Source organism: Thiocapsa roseopersicina (genome assembly GCF_900106925.1).
Classification (GTDB): domain Bacteria; phylum Pseudomonadota; class Gammaproteobacteria; order Chromatiales; family Chromatiaceae; genus Thiocapsa; species Thiocapsa roseopersicina.
On record NZ_FNNZ01000011.1, the window covers coordinates 156175 to 181451 of the forward strand.

Sequence of the window (25277 nt, forward strand, 5' to 3'; positions counted from 1 at the left end):
AACTGCCGCCTGTCTTTCCGGGACGAACGCGGGTAGGCTCAAAACGATATCAAGACAGGCCAACGAGCGATGTTCCCGTGAGCGAAGAGATCCTGATCAATGTCACGCCGCCGGAAACCCGGGTCGCCGTGGTCGAGAACGGCGTGGTGCAGGAGATCATCATCGAGCGCGCCGAGCGCTGCGGTCTGGTCGGCAATATCTATAAGGGTCGGGTCTGTCGGGTCCTGCCCGGGATGCAGGCGGCATTCGTGGACATCGGCCTGGATCGAGCTGCCTTCCTCCATGCCTCCGACATCATGGGACCCCAAGGCGAGCCGCGCAGCGATCAGATCCACGAGCTGGTGCACGAGGGCGATCGGCTCGTGGTGCAGGTCGTGAAGGATCCGCTGGGCTCCAAGGGTGCGCGGTTGACGACCAATATCTCGGTGGCCTCCCGCTACCTGGTCTGCATGCCGGCCCTGGCGAGCACCGGGGTCTCGCAGAAGATCGAGGACGAGGACGAGCGGCGCCGTCTGCGCGATATCCTGCAGCGCTACGTCGATGCCCACGAGGGCGAGGGCGGCTTCATCGCACGCACCGCGGCCGACGGCGTGTCCGAGGAGTCGTTGTTTCGGGACATGGCCTTTCTCGCCAAACTCTGGCGCGGGATCCGCGAGCGCTGCGCGGCGGCCACCGAGATCGGTCTGGTCCACGACGATCTGCCTCTGGCCATGCGTGCGCTGCGCGACCTGGTGACGCCCGAGGTTGAGCGCGTCCGGATTGACTCGCGGGCGATGGTCGACAAGGCCATGGCCTTCGCGACCAAGTACATCCCCGAGATCAAGGAGCGCATCGACTATTATCAGGGCGAGCGTCCGCTGTTCGATCTCTACGGGGTCGAGGAGGAGATCCGCAAGGCGCTTCAGCGAAAGGTTCAGCTCAAGTCGGGCGGCCATCTGGTGATCGACCAGACCGAGGCCATGACCACCATCGACATCAATACGGGCGCATTCGTCGGTCACCGCAACCTCGAAGAGACCATCTTCAAGACCAATCTGGAGGCGGCCCAGGCGATCTGTCGACAGCTGAGGCTGCGCAACCTCGGCGGCATCATCATCATCGATTTCATCGACATGTCCGAGGACGAGCACAAGCGCCAGGTGCTGCGTGCCTTGGAGAAATGTCTCGCGCGGGATCACGCCAAGACCCACATCACCGAGGTCTCCTCGCTGGGTCTGGTGGAGATGACCCGCAAGCGCACCCGCGAGTCGCTCGAGCATGTGCTCTCCGAGCCTTGCCCCTATTGCGGCGGGCGCGGCTCGGTGAAGACCGCTCAGACGACCTGCTACGAGATCTTTCGCGAGATCCTGCGCGAGTCGCGTCAGTTCGACGTGGAGACGCTCTTGGTCTTGGCCTCCCAGGAGGTCATCGACCGGCTCCTCGACGAGGAGTCGGCCCATCTCGCCGAGCTCGAGGCCTTCATCGGTCGCCCGATTCGCCTCCAGGCCGAGGCGCTCTACACCCAAGAACAGTACGACGTGGTTCTGATCTGAGCTTCGCCCTCGACCGTTCGGCATGTCTTTCCTGCAAACCCGCACAAACCGCTTCATGCGACGTCTCGTCTCGAGCGCCGTCTTGCTCGCGGCGACCGGGTTGGTGCTGGTCGCACTCGTCGTCACGGCTGCACGCGTTGCGCTCCCGCTGACCGAGGCCGACAACCGCTGGGTCGCCGATAGGCTCGGCGAGCGGCTCGGTTACCGGGTGCGCCTGGGCTCGGCCTCGCTGCATCTCGACTGGCGCGGCCCGCGCCTCGTCGTGCGCGACCTGCGGCTGTCCGCTCCCGATCCCGGCCCGAATCCCGAACGGTCGAAGGACGTCCTCGCGCTGGATGTCTTCGAGATCACGATCGATCCGCTCGCCTCTCTTCGGGCGGGTGTGCCGAAGATCACGGCGCTGACCTTGGCCGGATCGCGACTTGCGGGGCGTATCGACTCGGAGGGTCGTCTCCAGCTCGATGGTCTGGAGGCGCTGAGCGGGCGCGACCCGAGGGCGCTCGAATTTCTGCTCACGCAGGCCCGTGTCGAGCTGGTGGTGGGCGAGATCCTGATGCGCGACGATCGACCGGCCCCGGAACGCACCGGGTTGCGTCTGACGGACCTGCACCTGCGCCTCCTCAACGACGGCGACCGCCATACCTTGGCCGCAACTGCGGCCCTTCACCCGATCGGCGATGCAACGCCGTCGTCGCGCCGGGATCCCAAACCGAATCGGCTGCGCCTGATCGCCGATCTGGACGGCCCGCCGACCGAGCCGGCCTCTTGGAGCGGCCGCGTTTACGCCGGTCTGGATGCCGGCGAACTCGACGAGATCCTCCGCGGCAACGGGTTTTCGGCGGTCTCCGTGCGCGGCGGTCGTATCCTGCTCGAGAGCTGGTCGCGGATCGGCGCCGGGCATCTGGAGGACGCGCTGATCCGGGTCGATCTGAGCGGCCTGCGGGTGGAGCCTGCGCACGGATCGAGCAGCGCTTCGAACAGTCCCTCGGATATTGGGTCGGCCGAGCCGCTGAAGGTCGCACGCTTGGGCGCGATCACCCGGGTCGTGCCGCGTGCGCAGGGCTGGCATTTGCAGATTGCAGACCTCGCCGGGCGCATCGCCGACGCCGATCTACCCCGTCTCGACCTGGATCTGCGCTTGACCTCGGCGGGGCGGCCCGAGCGCCTGCGAGTGACGAGCGATCCGCTCGACCTGGCCGCCTTGGCCTCGGTGCTCTCCGCCTCCCCTTGGCCCTTGCCCGAGTCGCTCCGCGGGTTGATCGCGGCCAAGCCGCGCGGACGTGTCGAGGATCCGATCGTGCAGGTCGACTGGTCTGCGGGGCAGCCGCCGCGTTGGGCGGTCCGCGCCGACGGGGAAGGGCTCGGTTGGGATCACGCGGGAGCGTTGCCGGGGGTCGACGGACTTGCCGTGCGGTTGCGCGCCGACCCCGAGGGAGGCGAAGCGCGCGTGGGTTCGGCCGGTCTCGGGCTGGATCTGCGTCCGCTCTTCAGCGAGCCGCTTGCGCTCGACCGCCTGTCCACTCGGCTCGACTGGCGGATCGACGCGACCGGCACGGCTCGGCTCACGGCGCGCAATCTGACGTTCGAGAATGCGGATCTGGCCGGCCGAGCGAGGCTCGCGCTGGACCTCCCGGCGGACGGTTCCAGCCCACTGATGGATCTGCGCGCAAGCTTTTACGACGGCGACGGCTCACGCGTGCGCCCCTATCTCCCGGTCGGGATCATGCACCGGGATCTGGTGCGCTGGCTGGAGCGCGCCATCGTTGCCGGGCACATCCCGCAGGCCGATCTGATCTTTCGCGGGCCGCTCGCAGCCTATCCATTCCGCGGGCACGAGGGGCGCTTCGAGCTGCTGCTCGAGCTCGAGGATACGGTCCTCGATTATCTCCCCGAATGGCCCGCGATCCGCGAGGCGGCCGGCCGGCTTCGCTTCCTCGATCAGTCTCTGAGCATCGAGCTGGACCGCGGCCGTATCCTCGACAGTCGACTGGTGGGGGCGCGCGGGGAGATCCCCGAGCTCTGGGGTGCGCAGGGCATGAGGATCGTCGGCGAGACCGAGGGTCCCTTCTCCGACGGGCTGCGCACCTTGACCGAGACCCCCTTGGCGAAGGATCTGGGCCGGCTCGCCGGAAGTCTGGAGGTGACCGGGGACTCGCGGCTCCGGCTCGAAATCGACCTGCCCTTCACCAAACGCAGGCAACTGGGCATTGCCGGTCGTCTGTCCTGGCCGAAGCCGGCGACCTTGGCGATTCGAGGTACCCCGGTCGAGCTTTCGCGCCTCGGCGGCGAGGTGACCTTCACCGAGAAGAGCCTGAGCTCGGAGGCGCTCGAAGCGGTGCTCTGGGACCGGCCGCTGAGCCTCGCGATCGTCACGCTGGAACCCGGTGTCGCGGACGCCTCGGCGACCCTAATCAAGGCCCGAGCACGCACCTCGGTGACGGAGCTCGGGCGGCGCTTTCCGAGCCCGGCCTGGGGGCTCGTGAGCGGCGAGATCGACTGGGATCTCGACGTGACCATCCGCAATCGCGACGTCCGCGCCGCAGCGCTGCCGCTCGACTATCGCCTGGCCTCGCGCCTGAACGGGCTGGCGATCGACCTGCCGGCGCCATTGGGCAAGCCCGCCTCGGCGACGCGCGATCTCGAGCTCGTCGGTGCGCTGGTGCCGGGACGCTCTCTGCGCGTCGCCGGCCATCTGGGCGAGGTGGCCGGCGATCTGATGCTCGATCTCGGTGGATTTCCCGCACGCGCGATGCGTGCCCATGTGCGTCTCGGGGACGAGTCCGCGCCGTCTCCCAAGGGTGAGGGGGTGTTCTTGGACGGGCGCTTGGCCGATCTCGACCTAGTCGCCTGGCTGGGGCGCCTGGACGCGCTCTCGCCCGCCAAACAGGTTGGCGAGTCGCCCAGCGCGCCCGGCGCAGACGCCTGGTTCCGCGGTGCCGATCTGCAGGTCGATCGTCTCGCCTTGGGCGGGCCTCGCTTGACCGAGGTCGATGTGCGCCTGACGCCGATCGACAGCGGGGGGTTGCGTAAGGGCTGGGACGTTGCTGTCCGAGCCAACGAGCTCGCCGGCGAGATCGAGATCCCGGCGACGGACGAGGTACCCGTGCATGTTGCGCTGGAGCGGCTCGATCTCCTTGCCTTTAAGAATGCGCCGATGCAGGGTGACTCCGAGCCTTCGGCCTTGCCCGTCGAGGAGCCGTTCCGCGGCCTTCCCCCGATCGACGTGCGAATCGCGCGGTTGAGGTGGGGCGATGCCTCGCTGGGAACGCTGCAGCTCGACCTGCGCCCGGATGTGCTGGGTCTTCGCCTACCGAGCATCCGGCTGCTCGGCGAGGGGTTGGTCTCGGCCGAGGGCGAGGCATCTTGGATGCGTTCCGAGAGCGGTGGTCGCAGCGAGGTCTCGATGCGCGTGGAGTCCCTCGATTCGGGTATCTTGCTCGAGGCGCTGGATTCACAGAACCGGCTCGAGGACGCACCGATGCAGGCACAGCTCATGCTGGGCTGGCCGGGCGGATTCGGCGACTTCAAACTGGCGAAGGCACTCGGCTTCGTGGACGTGGAGGTGGGCTCGGGCCGGTTGTTGGATGTCGAACCCGGTGTCGGGCGGGTGCTGGGGTTCCTGAACCTGAGCGCCTTGAAGCGGCGTCTGACGATGGACTTCACCGATCTCTACGGTCAGGGTTTTGCCTTCGAGGAGATGCGGGGCCGGGTTCGGATCGCCGAGGGCAAGGCGACCCTCGACGCCTTCACGATCGATGGCCCGGCGAGCAAGGTGATCGTCAGCGGCTCGAGCGATCTGGTGAATCAGAGTTTCGAGCAGAGTGTCGTCGTGGAGCCGCGGATCGGCTCGAGCGTTGCGCTGGCCAGCGCGGTCGCGGGCGGGCCGGTCGTGGGGGCTGCCGTCTATCTGGTCGATCGCATTGCCGGTAATGCCATCGATCGTCTCGGGCGTTACCGCTATCGGGTGACCGGACCCTGGAGCAATCCGGATGTCAGCCGGGTCGGATGGGATCCGGCGGTCGGTGTGGATGCCCCGCCCGCGCATGCGCCTTCGCCCGTCGAGGCGCCGACGCCGCCGAATCACTTCCTGGATTAAACCGCGTCCGGAGCGGGATGCCGAGCTGCGGGTGAGTCCAACGTAGAGTGCACCCCCAACCTCGGCGGGGACGCGGTTTAAGCCTGACCGAGCGGGATTGTTTCGGCTGACCGGCAGGGGTGGTATCGTTCCGAATCGATAGGGTGACGGCGCGGCGCCTTGGCTCGCTCGGGCATGTACGAGCGGATGTCGCGTCCACGACCCTTTCCCCGAGTCGCCGATCGGATCGTGTCGCAGGCCGAATCGGATTGGCCCGCCCCTTCGCCTGCCGGGGCAGCAGTGATTGCGGTAGAGACCATGAAGACAAAACCGAAGGTCGGAGCGGTCCAGATGGCGACCGGTCCAAACGTAAACGCCAACCTCTTCGAGGCGGAGCGCCTGATCAAGGCGGCGAAGGACAAGGGTGCGAGTCTCGTCGTGCTTCCCGAGAACTTCGCCTTCATGGGCAAGCGCGATCAGGATCAACTGGCGCTGCGCGAAGAGGACGGCGACGGCCCCTTGCAGGCGTTTCTGGCCAGGGTGGCCAAGCAGCAGGGCGTCTGGCTCGTCGGCGGGACCATCCCGTTGGCCGCCCACGATGCGGGCAAGGTGCGGGCCGCCTGCCTGGTGTTCGACGATCGCGGTGAGCGGGTGGGCCGTTACGACAAGGTGCATCTGTTCGACGTCTGTCTGCCCGAGGGCGGGGAGCGTTACCAGGAGTCGGCGACGATCGAGCCGGGGGACGAGACCGTCGTCCTGGATACGCCTTTCGGCCGCATGGGTGTGGCGGTCTGCTACGATCTGCGCTTCCCGGAGATGTTTCGCCGGATGCTCGACAGCGGCATGGAGATCCTGGCGATCCCCTCGTCCTTTACCGCCATCACGGGGAAGGCCCATTGGGAAACCCTGGTGCGCGCCCGGGCCATCGAGAATCTGGCCTACGTGATCGCGGCCGCGCAAGGCGGCTTCCATATCAACGGCCGCGAGACGCACGGCCACAGTATGATCGTCGATCCCTGGGGCACGGTACTCGCGCAGGTGCCGAGAGGATCGGGCTTCATCTGCTGCGCCCTGGACGACGACTATCAGGATTCGGTCAGACGCAACTTCCCGACGATCGACCACCGTCGTTTGAAATGCCGCGCTTGAGACCGCAGTTTTGGTGCATTCAGACAGCTCGGCGGGTGCATACGCGCCCGACCCTGTCTCCCCGACGGAGCCCGACGACACCCGATGATGACCGACCCGATTGCGATTGCCCGCACGAGTATCCTCGAGCCTGCGGGATTGACCGAGCACGACCTCGACCGTCTGCTCGGCATCTTGGCCGGCTCCGCCGTGGATGCCGCGGATATCTATTTTCAGTCCAGCCGGCTCGAATCCTGGGTGCTCGAGGACGGGATCATCAAGGACGGCAACTTCAGCATCGAGCAAGGCGCCGGGTTGCGGGCGATCAGCGGGGAGAAGACCGGCTTCGCGTACTCGGACGAGCTGCGCTTCCCGGCCCTGGCACAGGCGGCCGATGCCGCCCGAGCCATCGCGCGGATTGGCCAAGGCGAGCAGGTGCGCATCGGCGAGGTGGCGAACAAACGCAGCCTCTACGACCCCACCAATCCGATCGCCAGTCTGCCCGATCCGGACAAGATCGCGCTTCTGCAACGGGTCGATGCCGAGGCACGGCGTGCCGATCCGCGTGTGCGCGAGGTGGTCGCCAGTGTCGTTGCCGTGCAGGATACAGTTCTGGTGCTGGGCGACGACGGTGCCTTGTCGGCCGATGTGCGTCCACTGGTCAGGCTGAACGTGAGCGTCGTCGCCGAGGACGGCGGGCGTCGCGAGCAGGGTTCGAGCGGGGGCGGAGCCCGAGCCGATCTGGATTATTTTCTGCTTGAAGACCGCGCGCTGTCCTTCGCGCGCGAAGCCGTGCGTCTGGCCATCACCAACCTCGAAGCGGGCGATGCGCCTGCCGGGACCATGACGGTCGTGCTCGGATCCGGCTGGCCGGGCGTGCTGCTGCACGAGGCGATCGGGCACGGGCTCGAGGGCGACTTCAACCGCAAGGGAAGCTCGGCCTTCGCCGGGCGGATCGGCGAGCGGGTGGCCGCACCGGGCGTGACGGTCGTGGACGACGGCACCTTGCCGGGTCGACGCGGGTCGCTGAACATTGACGACGAAGGGACCATGACCCAAAACACGGTCCTGATCGAAGACGGCATCCTCTGCGCCTACATGCAGGACAAGCTCAACGCGCGTCTGACCGGGACGCACTCCACGGGCAACGGTCGCCGCGAATCCTACGCGCACCTGCCGATGCCGCGCATGACCAACACCTACATGCTCGCCGGCGAGCGTGATCCCGAGGAGATCATCGCCTCGGTGGACAAAGGCTTGTATGCGGTCAATTTCGGCGGTGGCCAGGTGGACATCACCTCGGGCAAGTTCGTCTTCTCGGCGAGCGAGGCCTACCTGATCGAGAACGGCAAGGTCGGACGCCCCGTGAAGGGTGCGACCCTCATCGGCAACGGGCCGGATGTGCTGACCCGCGTGAGCATGATCGGCAACGATCTGCGACTCGACCAAGGTGTCGGGACCTGCGGAAAGGAGGGTCAGAGCGTCCCGGTCGGGGTCGGCCAGCCGACCTTGCGGATCGACGGTCTGACCGTCGGCGGGACGAGCGCCTGACGGGGAGGTCCGCTCTCGACGACACGACCAGATCACCGACGCCGTGCCCGGAACCTCTCTCACCCAAGGACTTGCCATGTCGATTGCCGCCACCGATGACACCGCGGAACGCCTCGCGCGTTTAAAACAGACGATCGAGGACCTCCTCAAGGAGGCAAAACGACGCGGCGCGACGGCCGCCGAGGCATCGGTCGGCAGCAGTGCCGGGCTTGAGGTCTCGGTCCGGCTCGGCGAGGTCGAGACGGTCGAGCACACACGCGACAACGGGCTGGGGATCACCGTCTATTTCGGAAACCGCAAGGGTTCGGCGAGCACGTCCGACCTGAGTACCGGCGCGCTGCGCGATGCGGTGAAGGCGGCCTGTGCCATCGCCGAGCACACCCAAGAGGATCCTTGCGCGCACCTCGCCGACGCGGCGCTGATGGCCGCCGAGATCCCGGACCTGGATCTCTATCATCCCTGGCATCTGGGGGTCGAGGACGCGATCGAGATCGCGGCGGCCTGCGAGGACTCGGCCCGCGGCTATGATCCGCGGATCGTCAACTCGGAGGGCGCGAGCCTCTCCACGCACACCGGGATCCAGGTCTACGGCAACAGTCACGGATTCGTCGCCGGCTACCCGACCAGTCGGCATGGGCTCAGCTGCGCCGTGATCGGCCAGGAGGGCGAGAGCCTGCAACGCGATCACTGGTGGACCAGCGCTCGGGCGGCGGCCGATCTGGATTCGGCGCGCATGGTGGGCGAGCGTGCGGCCGAGCGGACCGTTGCGCGGCTCGGGTCGCGTCGCATCCCGACCTGTCAGGTTCCGGTCCTGTTTCGTTCGGAGGTCGCGACGGGACTGATCCGCAGCCTAGTCTCGGCGATCCAGGGCGGCAGCATCTACCGGCGCACCAGCTTCCTGCTCGACCACCTCGGCGAGCGCATCTTCCCGGAGTTCGTGCGGATCCACGAAGAGCCGCACCTGCCGCGGGGACTCTCGAGTGCGCCGTTCGACGGGGATGGTGTTGCGACGCGCGCCAAGGACCTGATCACCGACGGGGTTCTGCAGACCTATCTTCTGGATGCCTATTCTGGCTGCCGGCTCGGCATGCAGACGACGGGCAATGCCGGCGGCGTGCGCAACCTGCGCATCGTCATGGGTGATCTGGATCGCGCCGCCTTGCTGCGCGAGATGGGGACCGGGCTGATGGTCACCGAGCTGATGGGGCACGGCGTGAATCCGGTGACGGGCGACTACTCGCGCGGTGCCGCGGGCTTTTGGGTGGAGGGCGGCGAGATCCGACACCCGGTCGAGGAGATCACCATCGCAGGCAACCTCAAGCGCATGTACGCGGGCCTGCTGGCGGTCGGCAACGATTACGATTATTCAGGCAGCACACGCACCGGTTCCTGGCTGATCGACAAGATGACGATCGCGGGCGAATAGGACGCCGCGTGCAGGGGCTCGTCGCCCCTGCCGCGGCAATCGGTGCGCCGATCGCGGCGGCATCCCGAGGATTCGAGCGACCGCCGCACCAACGATCACACCCGCATAATGGATACACCCGACCCGCTCGACGAAACCTTGGCGCTGATCGCGTCGGCGCCCGAGTCCGCCTCCGCCCTCACGCTCTACGCCCTTGCCTGCACGCTCGAGCATCAAAAGGCCGGCTGCTTGTTCAAGCTGACCAAGCTCTTCGATCTGCCCGGGGATCATCGTCCGTTGGCTTACGGCCTGATGGAGCTCTTGGCTGCGGGCGAGGTCGGCACGCAGCGCTGGACCGACGCAAAGTCGCGGATGGACGACCTGATCCGCGGAACGAAGCGACGCTCGATCTGAGCTCGGCGGCTCCTGTCGCCATTCAAGGTTTTCGTCTCCCCGTCGCTCGGGCTCTTGAGCTGTTCGAGCAGTGCTTCAATATTGGACGAAACATGAACAGCTTTCGTGCTGTTGTCGGCCCTGTACTCGGGATCAAACGGAAGGATCAATTCGGATGTCAGTCAAAACAATCGGGATCGTCGGCGGCGGTATTGGTGGACTGGGTGCGGCCTGGCTGCTGGATTCGCGTTACGAGGTAACCCTGCTCGAGCGCAATGCGTACGTCGGTGGTCACAGCAATACGCTCGAGGTCCCGGATCCGCGCGGGGCCTTTCCGGTCGATACCGGATTCATGGTCTTCAATCGGCGTAACTATCCGTTGTTGACCGCGATGTTCAAGCATCTGGATGTTGCGACCTATCCGACCAGTATGTCGTTCGCGGCCAGCCTGGAGGGCGGGCGTATCGAGTACGGCGGGGACAGTCTGAATACGCTGTTCGGGGCGCGCTCGAATCTGTTTGATTGGCGCTTTCTGTGGATGGTCAAGGAGATTCTGCAGTTCAACGCAGCGGCGAAGAACTTCATCAACTCCAACCCCGGCGATACCCTGACGGTCGGGGATTTCCTGCAGCGCGGTCGTTACTCGGAGCGGTTCGCCAACCACTACTTGCTCCCCATGGCGGCGGCCATCTGGTCCTGCCCCACCGAAGACATGCGCGACTTTCCCTTCCTGAGTTTTGCCCGATTCTTCGCCAACCACGGTCTGCTCGATCTAGTCGATCGCCCGGATTGGGAGACGGTGCGCGGCGGCAGTCGTGCCTATGTGCAGGCGATCCTGGCGCGCTTGCGGGGGCGCTGTCTGGCCGACACCCCGGTCAAGCGGGTGCGGCGTCTCGAGCAGGGTGTCGAGGTCGAGACCGCGGCCGGCGAGCGTTTGCGCTTCGATGCGGTCGTGATGGGGTGCCATGCCGACGAGGCGCTCTCTTTGATCGAGTCCCCGACGCCGGTCGAGCGCGACATCCTGGGCGACTTCCGGTATCAGACCAATCAGGTCTTTTTGCACACCGACACCGCGCTGATGCCGAAACGCCGCCGGGTCTGGTCGTCGTGGAACTATATTCAGCAGCCGGGGGAGGGGGCCGATCGTCCGGTGACGGTGACCTACTGGATGAACAGCCTTCAGGATCTGCCGCCCGGTCGCGATGTCTTCGTCAGTCTGAATCCGCGTGTCCCGCCGCACAGCGAGTCGATTCTCGCCGAGATGACCTACGAGCATCCCATGTTCGACGCAAGCGCCACCGATGCTCAGCAGCGTATCGGCGAGATCCAGGGCCGCGACCGAATCTGGTTCAGCGGGGCTTATCTGGGATACGGATTCCACGAGGACGGCCTGTGTGCCGCGGTGGATGTGGCGCGCGGGCTCGATGTCCGTCCGCCCTGGGACACGGCTGCGCCCTCGACCGCACCCGAGATCGGGGAGGGTGCCGGCACCGGGACTGCCCGGAACAGAATGTCGGCGGTGCCCTCGTGAGCACCGTCGCCGGTCGAATTATCTTCGGCGATGTCATGCATCGGCGGCTCTTTCCGGTGCGCTATCGCTTCGTCTATCGCGTTTTCAGCATGTTGCTGGATGTCGAGCGGGTCGATGAAGTCGCGCGCGACTGCCGCTGGTTCTCGTACAACCGCTTCAACCTCTTCTCGTTCCACGATCGCGACCACGGTCCGCGCGACGGTCGTGGGCTCAAGCCCTGGCTGCTCGAGCAACTGCGCGCCTGCGGGCAGGAGATGGAGATCGCCCGTATCGAGCTGCAGTGTTTCCCGCGTGTGCTCGGATTCGTCTTCAATCCGCTGAGTGTCTGGACCTGTTTCGATCGTTCGGACAGGCCGGTTGCGGTGCTGTGCGAGGTCAACAACACCTTCGGCGAGGCCCACAGCTATCTGTTGCACGAGAAGGGTGCGCCGATGGACTGGCCGATCCGTCACGCGCATCGCAAGGACTTCCACGTCTCGCCCTTCGTCGACATGAACGCCGACTATCACTTCCGGTTTACCCGGCAAGGCGATCGGCACGCGATCGTGATCCGCGAATATCAGGACGGATCCTTGATGTTGGTGGCCGTCCAGAAGGGGATCGCAGAGACGATCACGGACGCCAAGCTGCTGCGCGCCGCCTTCGCCTATCCCTTCCTGACGCTGAAGGTCGTTCTGATGATCCATTGGCAGGCTTTGAAGATCTGGCTCAAAGGCGGGCGCTACCATTCCAAGCCGGCTCCGCCCCTAGAAGAGGTGTCCTGATGTCCGCAGAGGAGTTGATCCAAGAACCCCTGTCCCGCCGATCGAGCTGGTCGAGCCGCCTGATCGGCGGGTTTTGCCGGCACCTCGCATTCGGCCAGCTTCTGGTGCGTTTTCCCGACGGGAGCGCGACCCTGCACCGCGGCCGATTCCTGGGCGCGAGAGGTGTCATGGAGGTGCAGTCGCCGTTCAAGATGGCGGGTCGGCTGCTCACCCGCGGCGAGGTGGGATTCGGCGAATCCTACGTGGAAGGGCATTGGACGACGCCCGACCTCGCCGCGTTGCTCGAGGTCCTCTACGACAACATGGAGCATCTGGGCGTGGGGCCGCGCGGGATGCGTTGGTCGCGGCTGTGGGATCGGTTGAGCCATCGGCTGCGCGAGAATCACCCCATCAACAGTCGTCGCAACATTGCCCACCACTATGACCTGGGCAACGACTTCTACCGGCGCTGGCTCGATCCGAGTATGACCTACTCGTCCGCGCTCTTTGCCGACCCGGCGCGGGACAGTCTGGAATCGGCCCAGGAGCGTAAATATCTGCGCTTGCTCGATGCGCTGGACGCCAAGCCCGGCGAGCATATCCTGGAGATCGGCTGCGGTTGGGGCGGTTTCGCGGAGCTGGCTGCACGGCGCGGCCTGCGCGTGACCGGCGTGACCCTCTCGCGCGAGCAGCTCGCCTATGCGCGCGAGCGCGTCGAGGCCGCCGGTCTTGCCGATCGCGTCGACCTTCGGCTTCAGGATTATCGCGACGTCGAGGGTCGCTTCGACCACGCGGTCTCGATCGAGATGATGGAGGCGGTGGGCGAGGCCTTCTGGCCGACCTACTACCAGGCGTTGCGGCGGCTGGTGCGGCCGGGTGGTCGAATCGCCCTGCAGGTCATCACCATCAACGAGGACGATTTCCCCGTCTATCGCAAGCAACCGGATTTCGTGCAGCTCTACATCTTCCCGGGCGGGATGCTGCCCACACCCGAGCGCATGACACGCGAGGCGCAGGATGCGGATCTACTGATTCGCGAGACCGCGTGGTTCGGCCTCGACTATGCCGAAACCCTGCGACGTTGGCGTCTCGCCTTCCACGCGGTGGACCGCGAGGTGGCTCGGCTCGGATACGATGCGCGTTTCCGCCGGATGTGGGACTACTACCTGGCCTATTGCGAGACCGGCTTCAAGACGGGCTGCATCGATCTGACCCAAACCATCCTCGAGGTCCCGCAACGCGGCTGAGGCCGGTCGCGTGGCGCAGCTGGCGTGCAGTCGAGCGAGTCCCGCGCCCTTGCCCGCGGCGAGGCGTCGGACTGCGCCGGGCGATTCCATCCGAACCTTCCGTAGAATCGACGCGCAATGGAAACCGCATGAGCGAGATCGTCCTCATCAACGTCTCGGGCGAGGATCGTCCGGGCATCACCGCAGCCTTGACCGCAATCCTGGCACGGTATCGGGTGCCGATATTGGATATCGGCCAGTCGACCATCCACAACGCCTTGGCGCTCGGTCTTCTGGTCGAGCTTCCGGCCGACAGCGCATCCTGCCCGGTGTTTCGCGATCTGCTGTTCACCGCCCACGGCATGGGGCTGGATCTTCGATTTACGCCGATCGATCCCGACGCCTACGAAGACTGGGTCACCGAGCAGGGGCAGCCGCGGCATATCCTCACCCTGCTGGGTCGCGAGATCGATTCGGAGCACATCGCGCGGGTGTCGGCCGTGGTCGCCGAATACGGTCTGAACGTCGATCGGATCTCGCGGTTGACGGGCCGTCTCTCGCGGCGTGTGCCGGAGCGCCATCCGCTCGCCTGTGTCGAGCTTTCGCTCCGCGGCGCGGTTGCGGATCTCTCCGAGCTGCACGCGAGTTTGCTTGCGCTCGGACAGATCCTGGATGTGGACGTCGCGGTGCAGGAGGACGACATCTTTCGACGCAACCGACGTCTGGTCTGTTTCGACATGGACTCGACCCTGATCCAAACCGAGGTGATCGACGAGCTGGCCGCGGCAGCCGGTGTCGGGCCCGAGGTCGCGGCCATCACCGAGGCCGCGATGCGCGGCGAGCTCGACTTCAAGGAGAGTTTCCGCCGCCGTATCGCGCTGCTCGAAGGGCTCGACGAGTCGGTGCTCGGCGAGATCGCTGAGCGCCTGCCCATCACCGAGGGCGCCGATCGGCTCATTGCGAGCCTCAAGCAGCTCGGCTATCGCATCGCTATCCTCTCGGGCGGCTTTACCTATTTTGCCGAGCACCTGAAGCGTCGCTTCGGGATCGACGACGTCTATGCCAATACACTGGAGTTTCGCGACGGCAAGCTGACCGGCACGGTCTCGAGCGAGATCATCGACGGGGCACGCAAGGCCGAGCTGCTGCGCGAGATTGCGGCCCGTGAAGGGATTCGCCTGGAGCAGGTCATCGCCGTGGGCGACGGTGCGAACGATCTGCCGATGCTTGCGATCGCGGGCCTCGGGATCGCCTTTCATGCCAAGCCGATCGTGACCCAGCAAGCGCGTCACGCCATCGCAAACGTCGGGCTCGACGGGATCCTCTATCTGCTCGGGATGCGCGACCGCGACCTCGAGCGGCTCGCCAGAGGGGCGCCGCCTCGGCGCGAGGATGATCTCTCGGCGGCTTCCGTGTAGCCGACCGCACGCCTGAGTCGTCCTGTCCTGTCGTATCGGCCGCTCGGCGCTATGTCGGCAGTCGGTCGTTGTCGGATTCGGCCGCCTCGGAGCCGGGACGAATGAATCCCGCCGCCAGGTGCCTTTCGATGGCCTTTGCCTCCATTGGAGGCGCGAACCAAATCCCCTGCCCGCACCGACAGCCCATCGCCGCCAAGCGCTCCGCCTGCTTGCGGGTTTCGACACCCTCGGCCACCGTGTCGAGCTTGAGTGCATGCGCGACGGCAAGCAACGCCTGAACGGTTTCGACGGCTTCGGGGTTGTCGTCGAGCTCGCGGACGAATTGTCGGTCGATCTTGAGCGTGCTGACCGCGGAGCGACGCAGATAGGTCAAGGACGAGAAGCCCGTGCCGAAGTCATCGAGAACGAGCCGAACGCCGAGGTCGCGGAGCACGGCAATCTGGGTTCGATAATGCTCGCCGTATTCCATCATCGCGGTCTCGGTGAGCTCGAGCTCGAGCCGAGCGGGGTCGAGACCCGTCTCCTGGGCCGTCGCGAGCACATCATCGGCGAGACAGCCGGCGCGGACCTGCTGAGGCGAGACATTGATGCTGACCCGACCGAAAGCGAGACCTCGGTCATGCCAGCCTTGCGCCTCGCGTGCGGCGGTGCTCAGCACCCAGCTGCCGAGGATATGGAAGAGTCCGCGGCGCTCGGCGAGATGCACGAAATCGCCCGGCGGCAGGAGCCCTTCCACCGGATGTTGCCAGCGCACCAGGGCTTCGACGGCCGTGATTCGCCCGCTCGCGAGCTCGACCTGCGGCTGGTAGTGCAGGAAGAGCTCGCCGCTGCGCACGGCCTTGTCGATCCGATCCGTCAGTGCGGCATCGCGGCGGACCTGCCGTGTCATGGCGTCGGTGTGGAATGCGTAGCTGCCGCGTCCGTTGTTCTTGGCCTTGTAGAGGGCGACATCGGCACGGCCGAGGAGGGTCTCCAGGTCGATATCCGGCTTGGGGACGAAGACGACGCCGACGCTCGCCCCGCAGTTGATGGCATGGCCGTCGATCGAATAAGGCCGAGCCAGATGCTCGACGATCTTTGCGGCCAGGGTGGCTGCATCGGAGATACTTTGTGCATCCGGTTGAATCACGGCGAACTCGTCGCCGCCGAATCGCGCGATCGTGTCCATACCGCGAACGAGGGCCGACAGGCGCTGGGCGACCTCCTTCAAGAGCAGATCGCCCACGGGATGACCCAGGGTGTCGTTGACCTCCTTGAAACGGTCCAGATCGAGAAAATGCAATGCAAAGCCCTTATCGGCGCGCCGGACCGAGGTCAGTCGCTTGGCGAGCTGACTCTTGAACAGGGCGCGATTGGGCAGTCCGGTGAGGCTGTCGTAGTAGGCGAGTCGCAGGATCTGCTCCTCGCTGCGTTTGCGCTCGGTAATATCGTGGAAGGTGACGACGACACCCATCGCGGAGTCACCGACGCGGATCGGTGTTGCGCGATACTCGACGGGAAACGCCGTGCCGTCGCGTCGCTGCAGGACCTCGTCGCTGACTACGATGTCTTTGCCGGTATGCATCACCGAGAGCATGCGGCAGGCGGTTGCGTCGCGGTCGCCTTCTTCGGGATCGTCATGGGTGACGGCGGGACAGGGTTTGCCGACCAGGTCGTTGGGGTCGTAACCCAACAGGCGTGCGCCGGTGGGGTTGATGAAAGTGGTCACGCCTTCGGGGTCGAGCCCGAACACCCCTTCCCCGGTCGACTCCAGCAGGAGCCGTGCGCGTTCCTCGGCGGCGATGCGTGCCGCGCGATCGCGCGCTTGCTGCAAGGCGACTGCCACGAGAGCGGCGCCTTGAGCGATATAAATCAGCTGTTCCGCGTCGGGTTTGCCGGGCGTTCGCGAATAGATATCGAAGGCCCCCAAGATATCCCCGCCGGCATCGCGAATCGGCTCGGACCAGAAGGCGCGGACGCCGGTTTCCTCCGTGATCCCTGCCAGCGATTGCCAATACGGGTGATAGAGGACGTCCGCGACCACCAGAGACTCGCCGATCGGGTAAGGGGCCGCCCCATTCGGCGGCTCGTCCGTCAGGCGGTCGATCGCCTCGACGAGTCGATCCGGAAGACTCGGGGCCGTACCGACGCGCAGACGGTGGGTTGCGTTGTCCATCAGCATAATCGAGCACATGAGGCTCTGGTCGAGCGCCTCGATCGATGCGGCGATCGCGTCGAGCGCCTCCTGCACGGGAGCGCCGTCCGCGATCAACTCCATGATGCGAATGCGGCTTTCCTGGAGCATCCAGGCACGTCGGGTCTCGGTGACATCGCGCACGGTGCCCGTCATCGACACCGGACGGCCGTGCTTGCGGGTCAGCGTCGCGCGCTCGTGGAGGTAGCGCACCTGGCCGTCGGGAAGCAGGATCCTGTGCTCGCAGTCGTAATCCCTGATCCCTGCGATGGCCGCCCGAACCGCGTGCTCGACGCGTGTGCGGTCCTCCGGGTGAACGAAGTCGAGGAAGCCTTTGTAGGTGCCCGGGAAGCTTTCGGGCGGCACGCCGAAGATGCGATAGACCTCGGCAGACCACTCGAGCCGGTCGTTCTCGGCATCCCACTCCCAGGTTCCGAGATGCCCCAGCTGTTGTGTCTCTTCGACGAGGCGCTCGCTACGAGCCAAGCGATCTTCGAGGCCGGCGTGCGCCGCTTGCGCCTGTGCGGCGATGTCGTGTCGGAGCCGGCGTTCACGCCAAGCTGCACCGGCGGCGACTGCAGCTAAAAGGGCCAGTGTGCCGGCCGTGCCTGCCCCGACGGAAGCGGACCAGGACACCGCGGGCTCGGCTGCGGTGACCAACGTCGGGATCCATAAGAGCGGTAACCATCCCCATCGGGTCGAAGGGGGCGAAGCGATCGTTGGCTTTGGCCTCATGTCCATTCGGGCATCTAAGGTTGAATGTTGTTGTCGGGGCGTGATTCCCGCACGGCTCGCAGTTTCCATGAGCCTGCTCGGTACCGGCTTCGTGAATCCTCGCAGTGTCGAGCTGCAACCGGAGTATCCGCATCCGTCGCCTGATGGGATAATGCCGGCCCGACCGTCAACACCGCAATGGCCCATCGCCGGAGATCCGCAGATGCCCGACCTCGACCGGACCTACCGGATCGGCCCGATCCACTTGGCGCCGTCCATCCTGCCTCGAAACGGCTGGACCTTTTTGGCCGCTGCGTTTTTCTCGATCGGGTTGATGATCTTCATCTCCATCGGACAGACTTACATCCTCAACGAGCATCTGGGGGTTCCGGAGTCCAAGCAGGGCGCGATCAGCGGCAACCTTGTGTTCCTCACCGAGATCGTCACCCTGTTGCTGTTTCTGCCGGCCGGCGTCCTCATGGACCGGATCGGTCGCCGAGGGGTCTACGCGGCGGGGTTTCTGGTCCTGGCCCTGACCTATGTCCTCTATCCGCTCGCGGAATCGGTCGAGGCGCTTTATGTCTACCGGATCCTTTACGCGATCGGCGTGGTCGCGGTCGCGGGCGGGTTGTCCACCGTCCTTGCCGATTATCCGGCAGAACGCTCGCGCGGCAAGTTGGTGGCCATCGTCGGTGTCATGAGCGGCTTGGGTGTCGTGCTCATCAGTCAGGGCCTCGGCGCCATGCCGAAGGTTTTCACCGGCGCGGGCTTCGACGGCGTCACCGCGGGCAGGTTGACCCATTTTATCGTCGCGGGTCTTGCGGTCGCGGTTGCCCTGTTGCTCCTCTGGGGACTCAAGCCGGGCCTGCCGGTGCGTCTCCAGGATCGTCCGAGCGTGCGCGAGCTTTTGGTCGGTGGTTTCGCGCATGGGCGCAATCCGCGCATCCTCCTGGCCTATTCGTCCGCATTCATCGCACGCGGCGACCAATCGGTCAACGCGATCTTTCTCGTCCTCTGGGGCACCCTCGCGGCCAAGGCGGCAGGCATGGAGTCCGCCTCGGCGGTGATGAGCGGAACCCTGATCTTCGTGATGGCGCAGATCTCGGCACTCGTCTGGGCGCCGGTTCTCGGCCCGCTGCTCGATCGGATCGACAGGGTCACGGGACTCGCGATTTGCATGGCACTGGCGGCGCTGGGCAATCTGAGTCTGTTGGCGCTCGAGGATCCGCTCTCGTCCTACGGTCCGGTCTTTTTTATCCTGCTCGGGATCGGGCAGATCAGTGTCTACCTCGGCGGCCAATCATTGATCGGACAGGAAGCTCCGGCCGGGCAGCGGGGCTCGGTGCTCGGTGCCTTCAACGTCGCCGGCGCGATCGGTATTCTCTTGATTACGCCGATTGGTGGGTATCTGTTCGATCGGGTCGATCCGCGCGCACCCTTCTACGTCGTGGGCGCGATCAATGTCCTGCTTGTATTTGCGAGCATCTATGTTCGGTTGAGGCACTCGCCGGAATCGGCAAGCGTAAGCGCTTCGGAGCGGGTCTAGCTGCCCTCCTGCGTCGATCTATACGCCTGGGGCAGAGGAGCAGTAGAAACAAAAAAGCCGGCTTGAGCCGGCTGATGTGTAGCGGGAATTTTGGTCGGGGTGACTGGATTCGAACCAGCGACTTCTGCCTCCCGAAGACAGCGCTCTACCAAGCTGAGCTACACCCCGAAATAGTCCATCAATGCTTGCGGTCGACCGAGAAATCAGCCAGCGTTGCCATCGCGTCCCTGGCTGGGCAGGAAGGCAAAGCAGACAATGCACGTTTTGCTTGATCCGCGTAGTCTTCCGCAAGCCGCGTAGTATAGGTAATGGCGTCGGTCGACGCAATCGCCTCGACGACGGATTCCATGTGCTTGCGGCCGCCTTCTTCGATGGCCTTGCGCAGCAATGCCTTTTGCTCGGGTGTTCCGACCTCCATCGCCCGAATCACCGGGAGGGTCGGCTTTCCCTCGTCGAGGTCATCGCCGACATTCTTGCCCAGCTCGGCGTTTGCCGGACTGTAATCCAATGCGTCGTCGATGAGCTGGAAGGCAATCCCGAGGTTGAGGCCATAGCTCGCAGCGGCTTCTTCCACACCGGGGCTCGATTCGGCCAGCACGGCGCCGAGGCGCACGCCCGCTTCGAACAGCGTCGCCGTCTTGCGGGTGATGACCTCCATGTAACGGGTCTGATCCGTGTCGGGGTCGTGCGTATTCAGGAGCTGGAGCACCTCGCCTTCGGCGATCCGGTTGGTCGCATGCGAGAGGATGTCCATGACCCGCATACTCCCGACATCGACCATCATCTCGAAGGCGCGGGAGTAGAGGAAGTCGCCGACCAGCACGCTGGCGTCGTTGCCCCAGACGACGTTGGCCGTCTCGCGGTTGCGTCTGAGCTCGGAGGCATCGACGACATCGTCGTGCAGCAGCGTTGCGGTATGGATAAACTCGACGACCGCAGCAAGGTCGATGTGCCGGTCGCCCGTGTACCCGCAAGCCCGGGATGCGAGGAGCACCGAGAGCGGGCGCAAGCGCTTGCCGCCGCTATTGACGATATAACTGCCGATTTGGTTGATCAGCACCACGTCTGACCGGAGTCGACGCAGGATCAAGGCGTCAACGGCCTTGACGTCTTCGGCGACGGGTTGTCGGAGCGCGGTAATATCCATGAGGTATCGATGGACTGACTGATCGTGGCCGCGGATGCTAGGTGTGGGATGGGGGTCTGTCAAGTCGGAGGCGGGTTGTGGAGGCGCGTCGCGAGGCCCCTGTGCACCCGGCTGTCTTGCGGGGTTTGTCCGCCGGGGGGGGACACGACCCGGTGTCGTTCTCCGAAACGACTGCAGCAACGGCCTTGACCAGGGGATATCTGTCGAGTAGTATTCCGCTTCTTTTGTTTCGGCGCCTGTCGCCGATCTCGCCGAATGGTTTTGGGGATCTTCAGACATGTACGCGGTCATTCAAACCGGTGGCAAACAATACCGGGTTTCGGAAGGCGACACCGTCAAAGTAGAAAAGATGGTGGCGGAGCAGGGCGCTGTCGTCGACTTCGATCAGGTCCTTTTGGTGGCCGACGGAGACGATGTCAAGATCGGCAAGCCTTACGTCGCAGGCGGTAAGGTCAGCGCAACGGTCGAAGGCCACGGGCGTGCGAAGAAGGTCATGATCGTGAAGTTCCGGCGGCGCAAGCACCATCTGAAGCGCCAGGGCCATCGTCAATCGTTCACCGCCCTGAAGATTACGGCGATCAGCGCCGGCTGAAGAGGAGACTCCCATGGCACATAAGAAAGCTGGCGGTAGCTCGCGCAACGGGCGTGATTCGGAATCCAAGCGGCTCGGCGTCAAGGTCTTCGGTGGTCAGGTCGTGAAGGCCGGGGCCATCATCGTGCGCCAACGCGGTACCCGATTCCACAGCGGCGTCAACGTCGGTTGCGGACGCGACCACACGCTCTTTGCGCTGCGCGACGGGGTTGTGACCTTTGTCGAGCAGGGGCCGAAGAATCGTAAATTCGTGACCGTGGTCGAAAAGCCTGCGGGCGTCGTCGGCTCGGCCTGATCGGGTCGGGCTCTACCCATCGCAACGGGCACGCGAGCCTCGCCGTTTCGGCGGGGCTCTTTTCGTTTCAGCGATGAGGTTGTTTGAGTTATGAAATTCGTCGACGAGGCTTTCATTCGGGTCGAGGCGGGAGACGGCGGCAGCGGCTGTGTCAGCTTTCGTCGCGAGAAATACATCCCGAAGGGCGGACCCAACGGCGGCGACGGGGGCAACGGCGGCAGCGTCCACCTGATCGCCGACGTTAATCTGAATACCCTGGTGGATCTGCGTTACCAACGCGTGCATCGCGCGGAGCGGGGACAGAACGGCAGGAGCCGGGACATGACCGGTCGTGCGGGCGCGGATCTCGTGATTCGGGTCCCGGTCGGGACGCGTGTCTTCGAGCGCGAGACCGGCGAGTTGATCGGCGAGCTCCTGGAATCCGGCCAACAGATGTTGGTCGCCCAAGGTGGCTTTCACGGCATCGGGAATGCACGCTTCAAATCCAGCACCAATCGAACCCCGAGGCAGTTCACCCCGGGAACACCGGGCGAGCGCCGAGACCTCCAGCTTGAGCTGATCCTGCTCGCGGACGTCGGTTTACTCGGCTTTCCCAACGCCGGCAAATCCTCTTTGATTCGCCAGGTCTCCAGTGCGCGTCCCAAAGTCGCGGATTATCCCTTCACGACGCTTTATCCCAACCTCGGCGTGGTTCGGCTCGGTCGCGACCGCAGCTTCGTGATTGCCGACATCCCCGGCGTGATCGAGGGGGCGGCGGACGGTGCCGGGCTCGGGAGCCACTTTCTCAAGCATTTGTCCCGCACACGTTTTCTGTTGCATCTGGTCGATATCGCCCCGCTGGACGAGGCGGTGGATCCCGTCGAGCAGGTTCGCAAGATCGAGGTTGAGCTCTCCGCTTTCGGCGACGATCTCGCGCGCAAGGAGCGTTGGTTGGTGCTCAACAAGATCGATCGCCTCCTCCCCGACGAGTACGAGGAGCGGCGCGACGAGATCATCGCCCGACTCGAGTGGACGTCACCCGTCTATGGGATCTCTGCGATGACGGGGGAGGGCACGGCGGCGCTGATGGGCGATTTGATGACTCGGCTCGAAGCGTTGGGTGCCGACAGGGCTGCAGCCGAGCAGGCAGGCGCAGATCGCGATACGGGCGCCGAAGGCTATTCTGCAGGGCCCGAGACCGAATGGCATCCGCTCGACTGACCTGACTGGATCTTTCCTATGATTTCGCGCTCCATGATCCCCTTCACGCGTCGATGGGTCGTGAAGATCGGAAGTGCATTGTTGACCCGCGACGGCGCAGGGCTTGAGCGCAGCATGCTAGTCCCGTGGGTGGAGCAGATCACCGCGCGTCGAATGGCGGGCAACGAGGTGGTTCTGGTGTCCTCGGGCGCGGTCGCCGAGGGGATGGCGCGGATGGGCTGGCGGGCTCGTCCGAAGGCGCTCCATGCACTGCAGGCGGCTGCCGCGATCGGACAGATGGGGCTGGTACGCGCGTATGAAGACTGTTTCCAGGCGCGTGGACTGCATACCGCTCAAGTGCTCCTCACCCGTGACGATCTTGCCGATCGGGCCCGCTATCTTAACGCCCGCAGTACCCTCCGCACACTGCTCAAGCTCGGCGTGATCCCCGTCATCAACGAGAACGATACGGTTGCAACCGACGAATTGCGCTTCGGCGACAACGATACCTTGGCTGCACTTGTCGCTAACTTGATCCAGGCCGACCTCCTGATTCTTCTGACCGATCAAGACGGTCTGTTCGACCGGGATCCGCGCGCTCACGCCGATGCCTGCCTGATCCCCGAGACCCGGGTCGACGACCCTCAACTGGACCGCGTCGCCGGCGGCAGCGTCACGGGTCTGGGTACGGGTGGAATGGTCACCAAGGTCCGTGCAGCTCGCCTTGCCGCGCGCTCGGGTACGCCGACCGTGATCGCTCCCGGGCGTGGAGAAGACGTCTTGAGGCGGATCGGAGAAGGGGAGGGGGTTGGAACCTTGCTGGTGCCCTTCCAGGGCCCTCAGGCGGCGCGCAAGCAGTGGTTGGCCGGTCATCTCCAGGTCCGTGGTCGCCTCACGCTGGACGCCGGAGCTGTCAATGCCTTGCGCGAGAAGGGGACGAGTCTGCTCGCCGTCGGTGTCAAGGAGGTGCAGGGCGCCTTCAATCGTGGCGAGGTTGTTGCCTGTGTCGATGTATCGGGCCGCGAAGTGGCACGGGGTTTGGTCAACTACGATGTGCAGGAAGTCGCGAGGATCAAAGGTCATCCGTCGAGCCGATTCGAGGCGATCCTCGGCTATCTCGACGAGGAGGAGTTGATCCATCGCGACAATTTGGTTTTGCTCTAAACCGCGTCCGTGAGTGATCCGGGTTGCTCTGGAGCGGACGCGACCCTCATCCCTGTCAACGAGCGTCGGAGCGGACGCGGTTTAGGTTTACGATTGCTCTCTTTCAATCCCCCCTCGTCGCCCGACCTTAATCAGTGCCGAGTCCAGCGGCCTTTGCGACCGCATCAGCGATCCGGACCTGATCCTCATCCGACAGATACGGGTGCATCGGGAGACTGATGACCCGCTGTGCCACACGCGAGCTGACAGGGGTTGCGAATCGCTCCAGACTCGGTTGAAACACGGGCTGGTCGTTCAACGGCACGGGGTAGTGCACCGCCGTCGGGATTCCTTCGGCCGCCAATGCCTCGCCGACTCGATCGCGCTCGTCGACCTGAATGGTGTACTGAGCATAGACCGATTCGTTGCCCGGTGCGATGAAGGGTGTCAACACTGCGCCGTCGGCAACCTCGCTGGAAGCTGCCCCGCGGGCTTGAAGCAATGCCGAATAGCGCGCTCCGATCCGGATTCGCGCGCCGATCTCGTTCACGAACAGCGAGAGCTTCGCGAGGAGAATCGCAGCCTGAAGCGTGTCGATTCGGCCATTCAGGCCGAGACGCGGATGGTGATAACGGCGATCTTGACCGTGGTTTCGGATCTCCTTCAGCCTTTTCGCCACATCATCGTCGTTCGTGAAACAGGCTCCGGCATCGCCGTACGCGCCCAGCGGCTTGGAAGGGAAGAAGGACGTACAGCCGATCGAGGACAGGGCGCAGGACCGCTTTCCCTTGTAGGTGGCTCCGAAGCTCTGGGCGGCGTCTTCGATCACGGGCAGGCGATGCCGTGCGGCGATCTCGTTGATGGCGTCCATGTCCGCGCATTGGCCGTAGAGAGAAACCGGCATGATGGCTCGGGTCCGTCCGGTGATGGCCTCTTCGATGCGGGCGGGGTCGATGTTGTAGGTCACAGGGTCGATGTCGACGAAGACCGGCCGCACGCCAAGGAGCGCGATCATCTCGCCGGTGGCGATGAAGGTGAAAGGGGTCGTGATGACCTCGTCGCCCCGACCGATCTCCAGCGCCATCATGGCCGCGAGCAATGCGTCTGTTCCGCTCGAGAGACCGATGCAGTGCCGCGTGCCGACGAACTCGGCAAGCGCAATCTCCAGCGCTTCGACCTCGGGCCCCATAATGTATTGCCCGTGCTCCAGGACCGCATGAATCCGGGCCTTCACGTCGTCTTCGATCAATCGATACTGTGACTTCAAGTCGATGAATTGCATTCGTTCCGCCTTTGATCGTTGGTTCGGATCACAGATTCAATACGCATCAGGATACCGGGTTTCTGTCGATCCGTCTTTTCCGCGGCGCATAAAAAAACCCCCGCTTGGAGGCGGGGGTTTTGGGCATAAGGCCCTGGCGGTGACCTACGTTCGCATGGGGAGGCCCCACACTATCATCGGCGAGACACCGTTTCACGTCTGAGT

Annotated in this window: 18 protein-coding genes and 1 tRNA gene; 15 read left to right on the forward strand and 4 right to left on the reverse strand. The window is 64.9% G+C overall.

Annotated elements, in window-relative coordinates; genetic code table 11:
- Positions 1-77: 77 nt before the first annotated feature.
- From rng to serB, 10 genes are all read left to right on the forward strand, one after another.
- Positions 78-1532 carry a ribonuclease G gene (rng, locus tag BLV04_RS13220; protein WP_093032695.1) on the forward strand — a complete coding sequence of 485 codons (1455 nt, stop codon included), beginning with the start codon at positions 78-80 and terminating at the stop codon, positions 1530-1532.
- A 22-nt stretch (positions 1533-1554) separates the two neighbouring features.
- Entirely contained in the window at positions 1555-5628 is a 4074-nt protein-coding gene (locus tag BLV04_RS13225) for a YhdP family protein (protein WP_093032697.1), read from the forward strand.
- A gap of 297 nt (positions 5629-5925) precedes the next feature.
- Positions 5926-6756, forward strand: coding sequence for a carbon-nitrogen hydrolase family protein (locus tag BLV04_RS13230; RefSeq protein ID WP_093032788.1), 831 nt, complete (start codon positions 5926-5928; stop codon positions 6754-6756).
- Between the two features lie 87 nt (positions 6757-6843).
- Positions 6844-8286, forward strand: coding sequence for a metalloprotease TldD (tldD, locus tag BLV04_RS13235; protein WP_093032791.1), 1443 nt, complete (start codon positions 6844-6846; stop codon positions 8284-8286).
- Between the two features lie 76 nt (positions 8287-8362).
- The gene (gene pmbA / locus BLV04_RS13240) at positions 8363-9712 is read left to right on the forward strand and encodes a metalloprotease PmbA (protein ID WP_093032700.1); all 1350 of its coding nucleotides are present in this window, start codon (positions 8363-8365) and stop codon (positions 9710-9712) included.
- A 108-nt stretch (positions 9713-9820) separates the two neighbouring features.
- Positions 9821-10105 carry a hypothetical protein gene (locus BLV04_RS13245; protein WP_093032703.1) on the forward strand — a complete coding sequence of 95 codons (285 nt, stop codon included), beginning with the start codon at positions 9821-9823 and terminating at the stop codon, positions 10103-10105.
- 154 nt (positions 10106-10259) lie between these two features.
- Entirely contained in the window at positions 10260-11615 is a 1356-nt protein-coding gene (locus BLV04_RS13250) for an NAD(P)/FAD-dependent oxidoreductase (RefSeq protein ID WP_093032706.1), read from the forward strand.
- Positions 11612-12379 (forward strand): DUF1365 domain-containing protein, encoded by a 768-nt coding sequence (locus BLV04_RS13255; RefSeq protein WP_093032709.1) that lies wholly within the window; start codon positions 11612-11614, stop codon positions 12377-12379. The genes BLV04_RS13250 and BLV04_RS13255 overlap by 4 nt, the downstream gene beginning before the upstream one ends.
- The gene (locus BLV04_RS13260; RefSeq protein ID WP_093032712.1) at positions 12379-13605 is read left to right on the forward strand and encodes an SAM-dependent methyltransferase; all 1227 of its coding nucleotides are present in this window, start codon (positions 12379-12381) and stop codon (positions 13603-13605) included. Before BLV04_RS13255 ends, BLV04_RS13260 begins: the two co-directional genes overlap by 1 nt.
- Before the next feature lie 128 nt (positions 13606-13733).
- Positions 13734-15002: a phosphoserine phosphatase SerB gene (serB, locus tag BLV04_RS13265; protein ID WP_093032715.1), complete on the forward strand. Its 1269-nt coding sequence runs from the start codon at positions 13734-13736 to the stop codon at positions 15000-15002.
- Positions 15003-15051: 49 nt separating this feature from the next.
- Here the strand turns inward: serB and BLV04_RS13270 are convergent, their stop codons facing one another.
- Positions 15052-17835 (reverse strand): bifunctional diguanylate cyclase/phosphodiesterase, encoded by a 2784-nt coding sequence (locus BLV04_RS13270; protein WP_245731872.1) that lies wholly within the window; start codon positions 17833-17835, stop codon positions 15052-15054.
- A 277-nt stretch (positions 17836-18112) separates the two neighbouring features.
- Between BLV04_RS13270 and BLV04_RS13275 the strand changes: the two genes are divergently transcribed.
- Positions 18113-19435, forward strand: a complete 1323-nt coding sequence (locus BLV04_RS13275) for an MFS transporter (RefSeq protein WP_093032718.1) — start codon at positions 18113-18115, stop codon at positions 19433-19435.
- Positions 19436-19526: 91 nt separating this feature from the next.
- Here the strand turns inward: BLV04_RS13275 and BLV04_RS13280 are convergent.
- Positions 19527-19603 (reverse strand) — tRNA-Pro (locus BLV04_RS13280).
- A gap of 10 nt (positions 19604-19613) precedes the next feature.
- The gene (locus BLV04_RS13285) at positions 19614-20582 is read right to left on the reverse strand and encodes a polyprenyl synthetase family protein (RefSeq protein ID WP_093032721.1); all 969 of its coding nucleotides are present in this window, start codon (positions 20580-20582) and stop codon (positions 19614-19616) included.
- A 277-nt stretch (positions 20583-20859) separates the two neighbouring features.
- On the opposite strand from BLV04_RS13285, the gene rplU reads away from it, so the two are divergent.
- The 4 genes from rplU to proB all read left to right on the forward strand — a co-directional run bounded on the left by rplU (position 20860) and on the right by proB (position 23812).
- The gene (gene rplU, locus BLV04_RS13290; protein ID WP_093032724.1) at positions 20860-21174 is read left to right on the forward strand and encodes a 50S ribosomal protein L21; all 315 of its coding nucleotides are present in this window, start codon (positions 20860-20862) and stop codon (positions 21172-21174) included.
- Between the two features lie 13 nt (positions 21175-21187).
- Entirely contained in the window at positions 21188-21469 is a 282-nt protein-coding gene (gene rpmA, locus BLV04_RS13295) for a 50S ribosomal protein L27 (RefSeq protein ID WP_093032727.1), read from the forward strand.
- Between the two features lie 90 nt (positions 21470-21559).
- The gene (gene cgtA / locus BLV04_RS13300) at positions 21560-22669 is read left to right on the forward strand and encodes an Obg family GTPase CgtA (RefSeq protein WP_093032730.1); all 1110 of its coding nucleotides are present in this window, start codon (positions 21560-21562) and stop codon (positions 22667-22669) included.
- Between the two features lie 18 nt (positions 22670-22687).
- Positions 22688-23812: a glutamate 5-kinase gene (proB, locus tag BLV04_RS13305; protein WP_093032733.1), complete on the forward strand. Its 1125-nt coding sequence runs from the start codon at positions 22688-22690 to the stop codon at positions 23810-23812.
- Between the two features lie 127 nt (positions 23813-23939).
- Here the strand turns inward: proB and BLV04_RS13310 are convergent, their stop codons facing one another.
- On the reverse strand, positions 23940-25073 hold the full coding sequence (locus BLV04_RS13310) for a DegT/DnrJ/EryC1/StrS family aminotransferase (RefSeq protein WP_093032736.1): 1134 nt from the start codon (positions 25071-25073) through the stop codon (positions 23940-23942).
- Positions 25074-25277: the final 204 nt, after the last annotated feature.

Excerpts from the sequence above, each read along its gene's own strand:
- BLV04_RS13310 (WP_093032736.1), bottom strand. The coding sequence starts at position 25,073 with ATGCAATTCATCGACTTGAAGTCACAGTATCGATTGATCGAAGACGAC.
- BLV04_RS13225 (WP_093032697.1), top strand. The coding sequence starts at position 1,555 with ATGTCTTTCCTGCAAACCCGCACAAACCGCTTCATGCGACGTCTCGTC.
- BLV04_RS13250 (WP_093032706.1), top strand. The coding sequence starts at position 10,260 with ATGTCAGTCAAAACAATCGGGATCGTCGGCGGCGGTATTGGTGGACTG.
- proB (WP_093032733.1), top strand. The coding sequence starts at position 22,688 with ATGATTTCGCGCTCCATGATCCCCTTCACGCGTCGATGGGTCGTGAAG.
- BLV04_RS13260 (WP_093032712.1), top strand. The coding sequence starts at position 12,379 with ATGTCCGCAGAGGAGTTGATCCAAGAACCCCTGTCCCGCCGATCGAGC.
- BLV04_RS13275 (WP_093032718.1), top strand. The coding sequence starts at position 18,113 with ATGCCCGACCTCGACCGGACCTACCGGATCGGCCCGATCCACTTGGCG.
- BLV04_RS13230 (WP_093032788.1), top strand. The coding sequence starts at position 5,926 with ATGAAGACAAAACCGAAGGTCGGAGCGGTCCAGATGGCGACCGGTCCA.
- rplU (WP_093032724.1), top strand. The coding sequence starts at position 20,860 with ATGTACGCGGTCATTCAAACCGGTGGCAAACAATACCGGGTTTCGGAA.
- BLV04_RS13285 (WP_093032721.1), bottom strand. The coding sequence starts at position 20,582 with ATGGATATTACCGCGCTCCGACAACCCGTCGCCGAAGACGTCAAGGCC.
- tldD (WP_093032791.1), top strand. The coding sequence starts at position 6,844 with ATGACCGACCCGATTGCGATTGCCCGCACGAGTATCCTCGAGCCTGCG.
- BLV04_RS13245 (WP_093032703.1), top strand. The coding sequence starts at position 9,821 with ATGGATACACCCGACCCGCTCGACGAAACCTTGGCGCTGATCGCGTCG.
- cgtA (WP_093032730.1), top strand. The coding sequence starts at position 21,560 with ATGAAATTCGTCGACGAGGCTTTCATTCGGGTCGAGGCGGGAGACGGC.
- serB (WP_093032715.1), top strand. The coding sequence starts at position 13,734 with ATGAGCGAGATCGTCCTCATCAACGTCTCGGGCGAGGATCGTCCGGGC.
- rpmA (WP_093032727.1), top strand. The coding sequence starts at position 21,188 with ATGGCACATAAGAAAGCTGGCGGTAGCTCGCGCAACGGGCGTGATTCG.
- pmbA (WP_093032700.1), top strand. The coding sequence starts at position 8,363 with ATGTCGATTGCCGCCACCGATGACACCGCGGAACGCCTCGCGCGTTTA.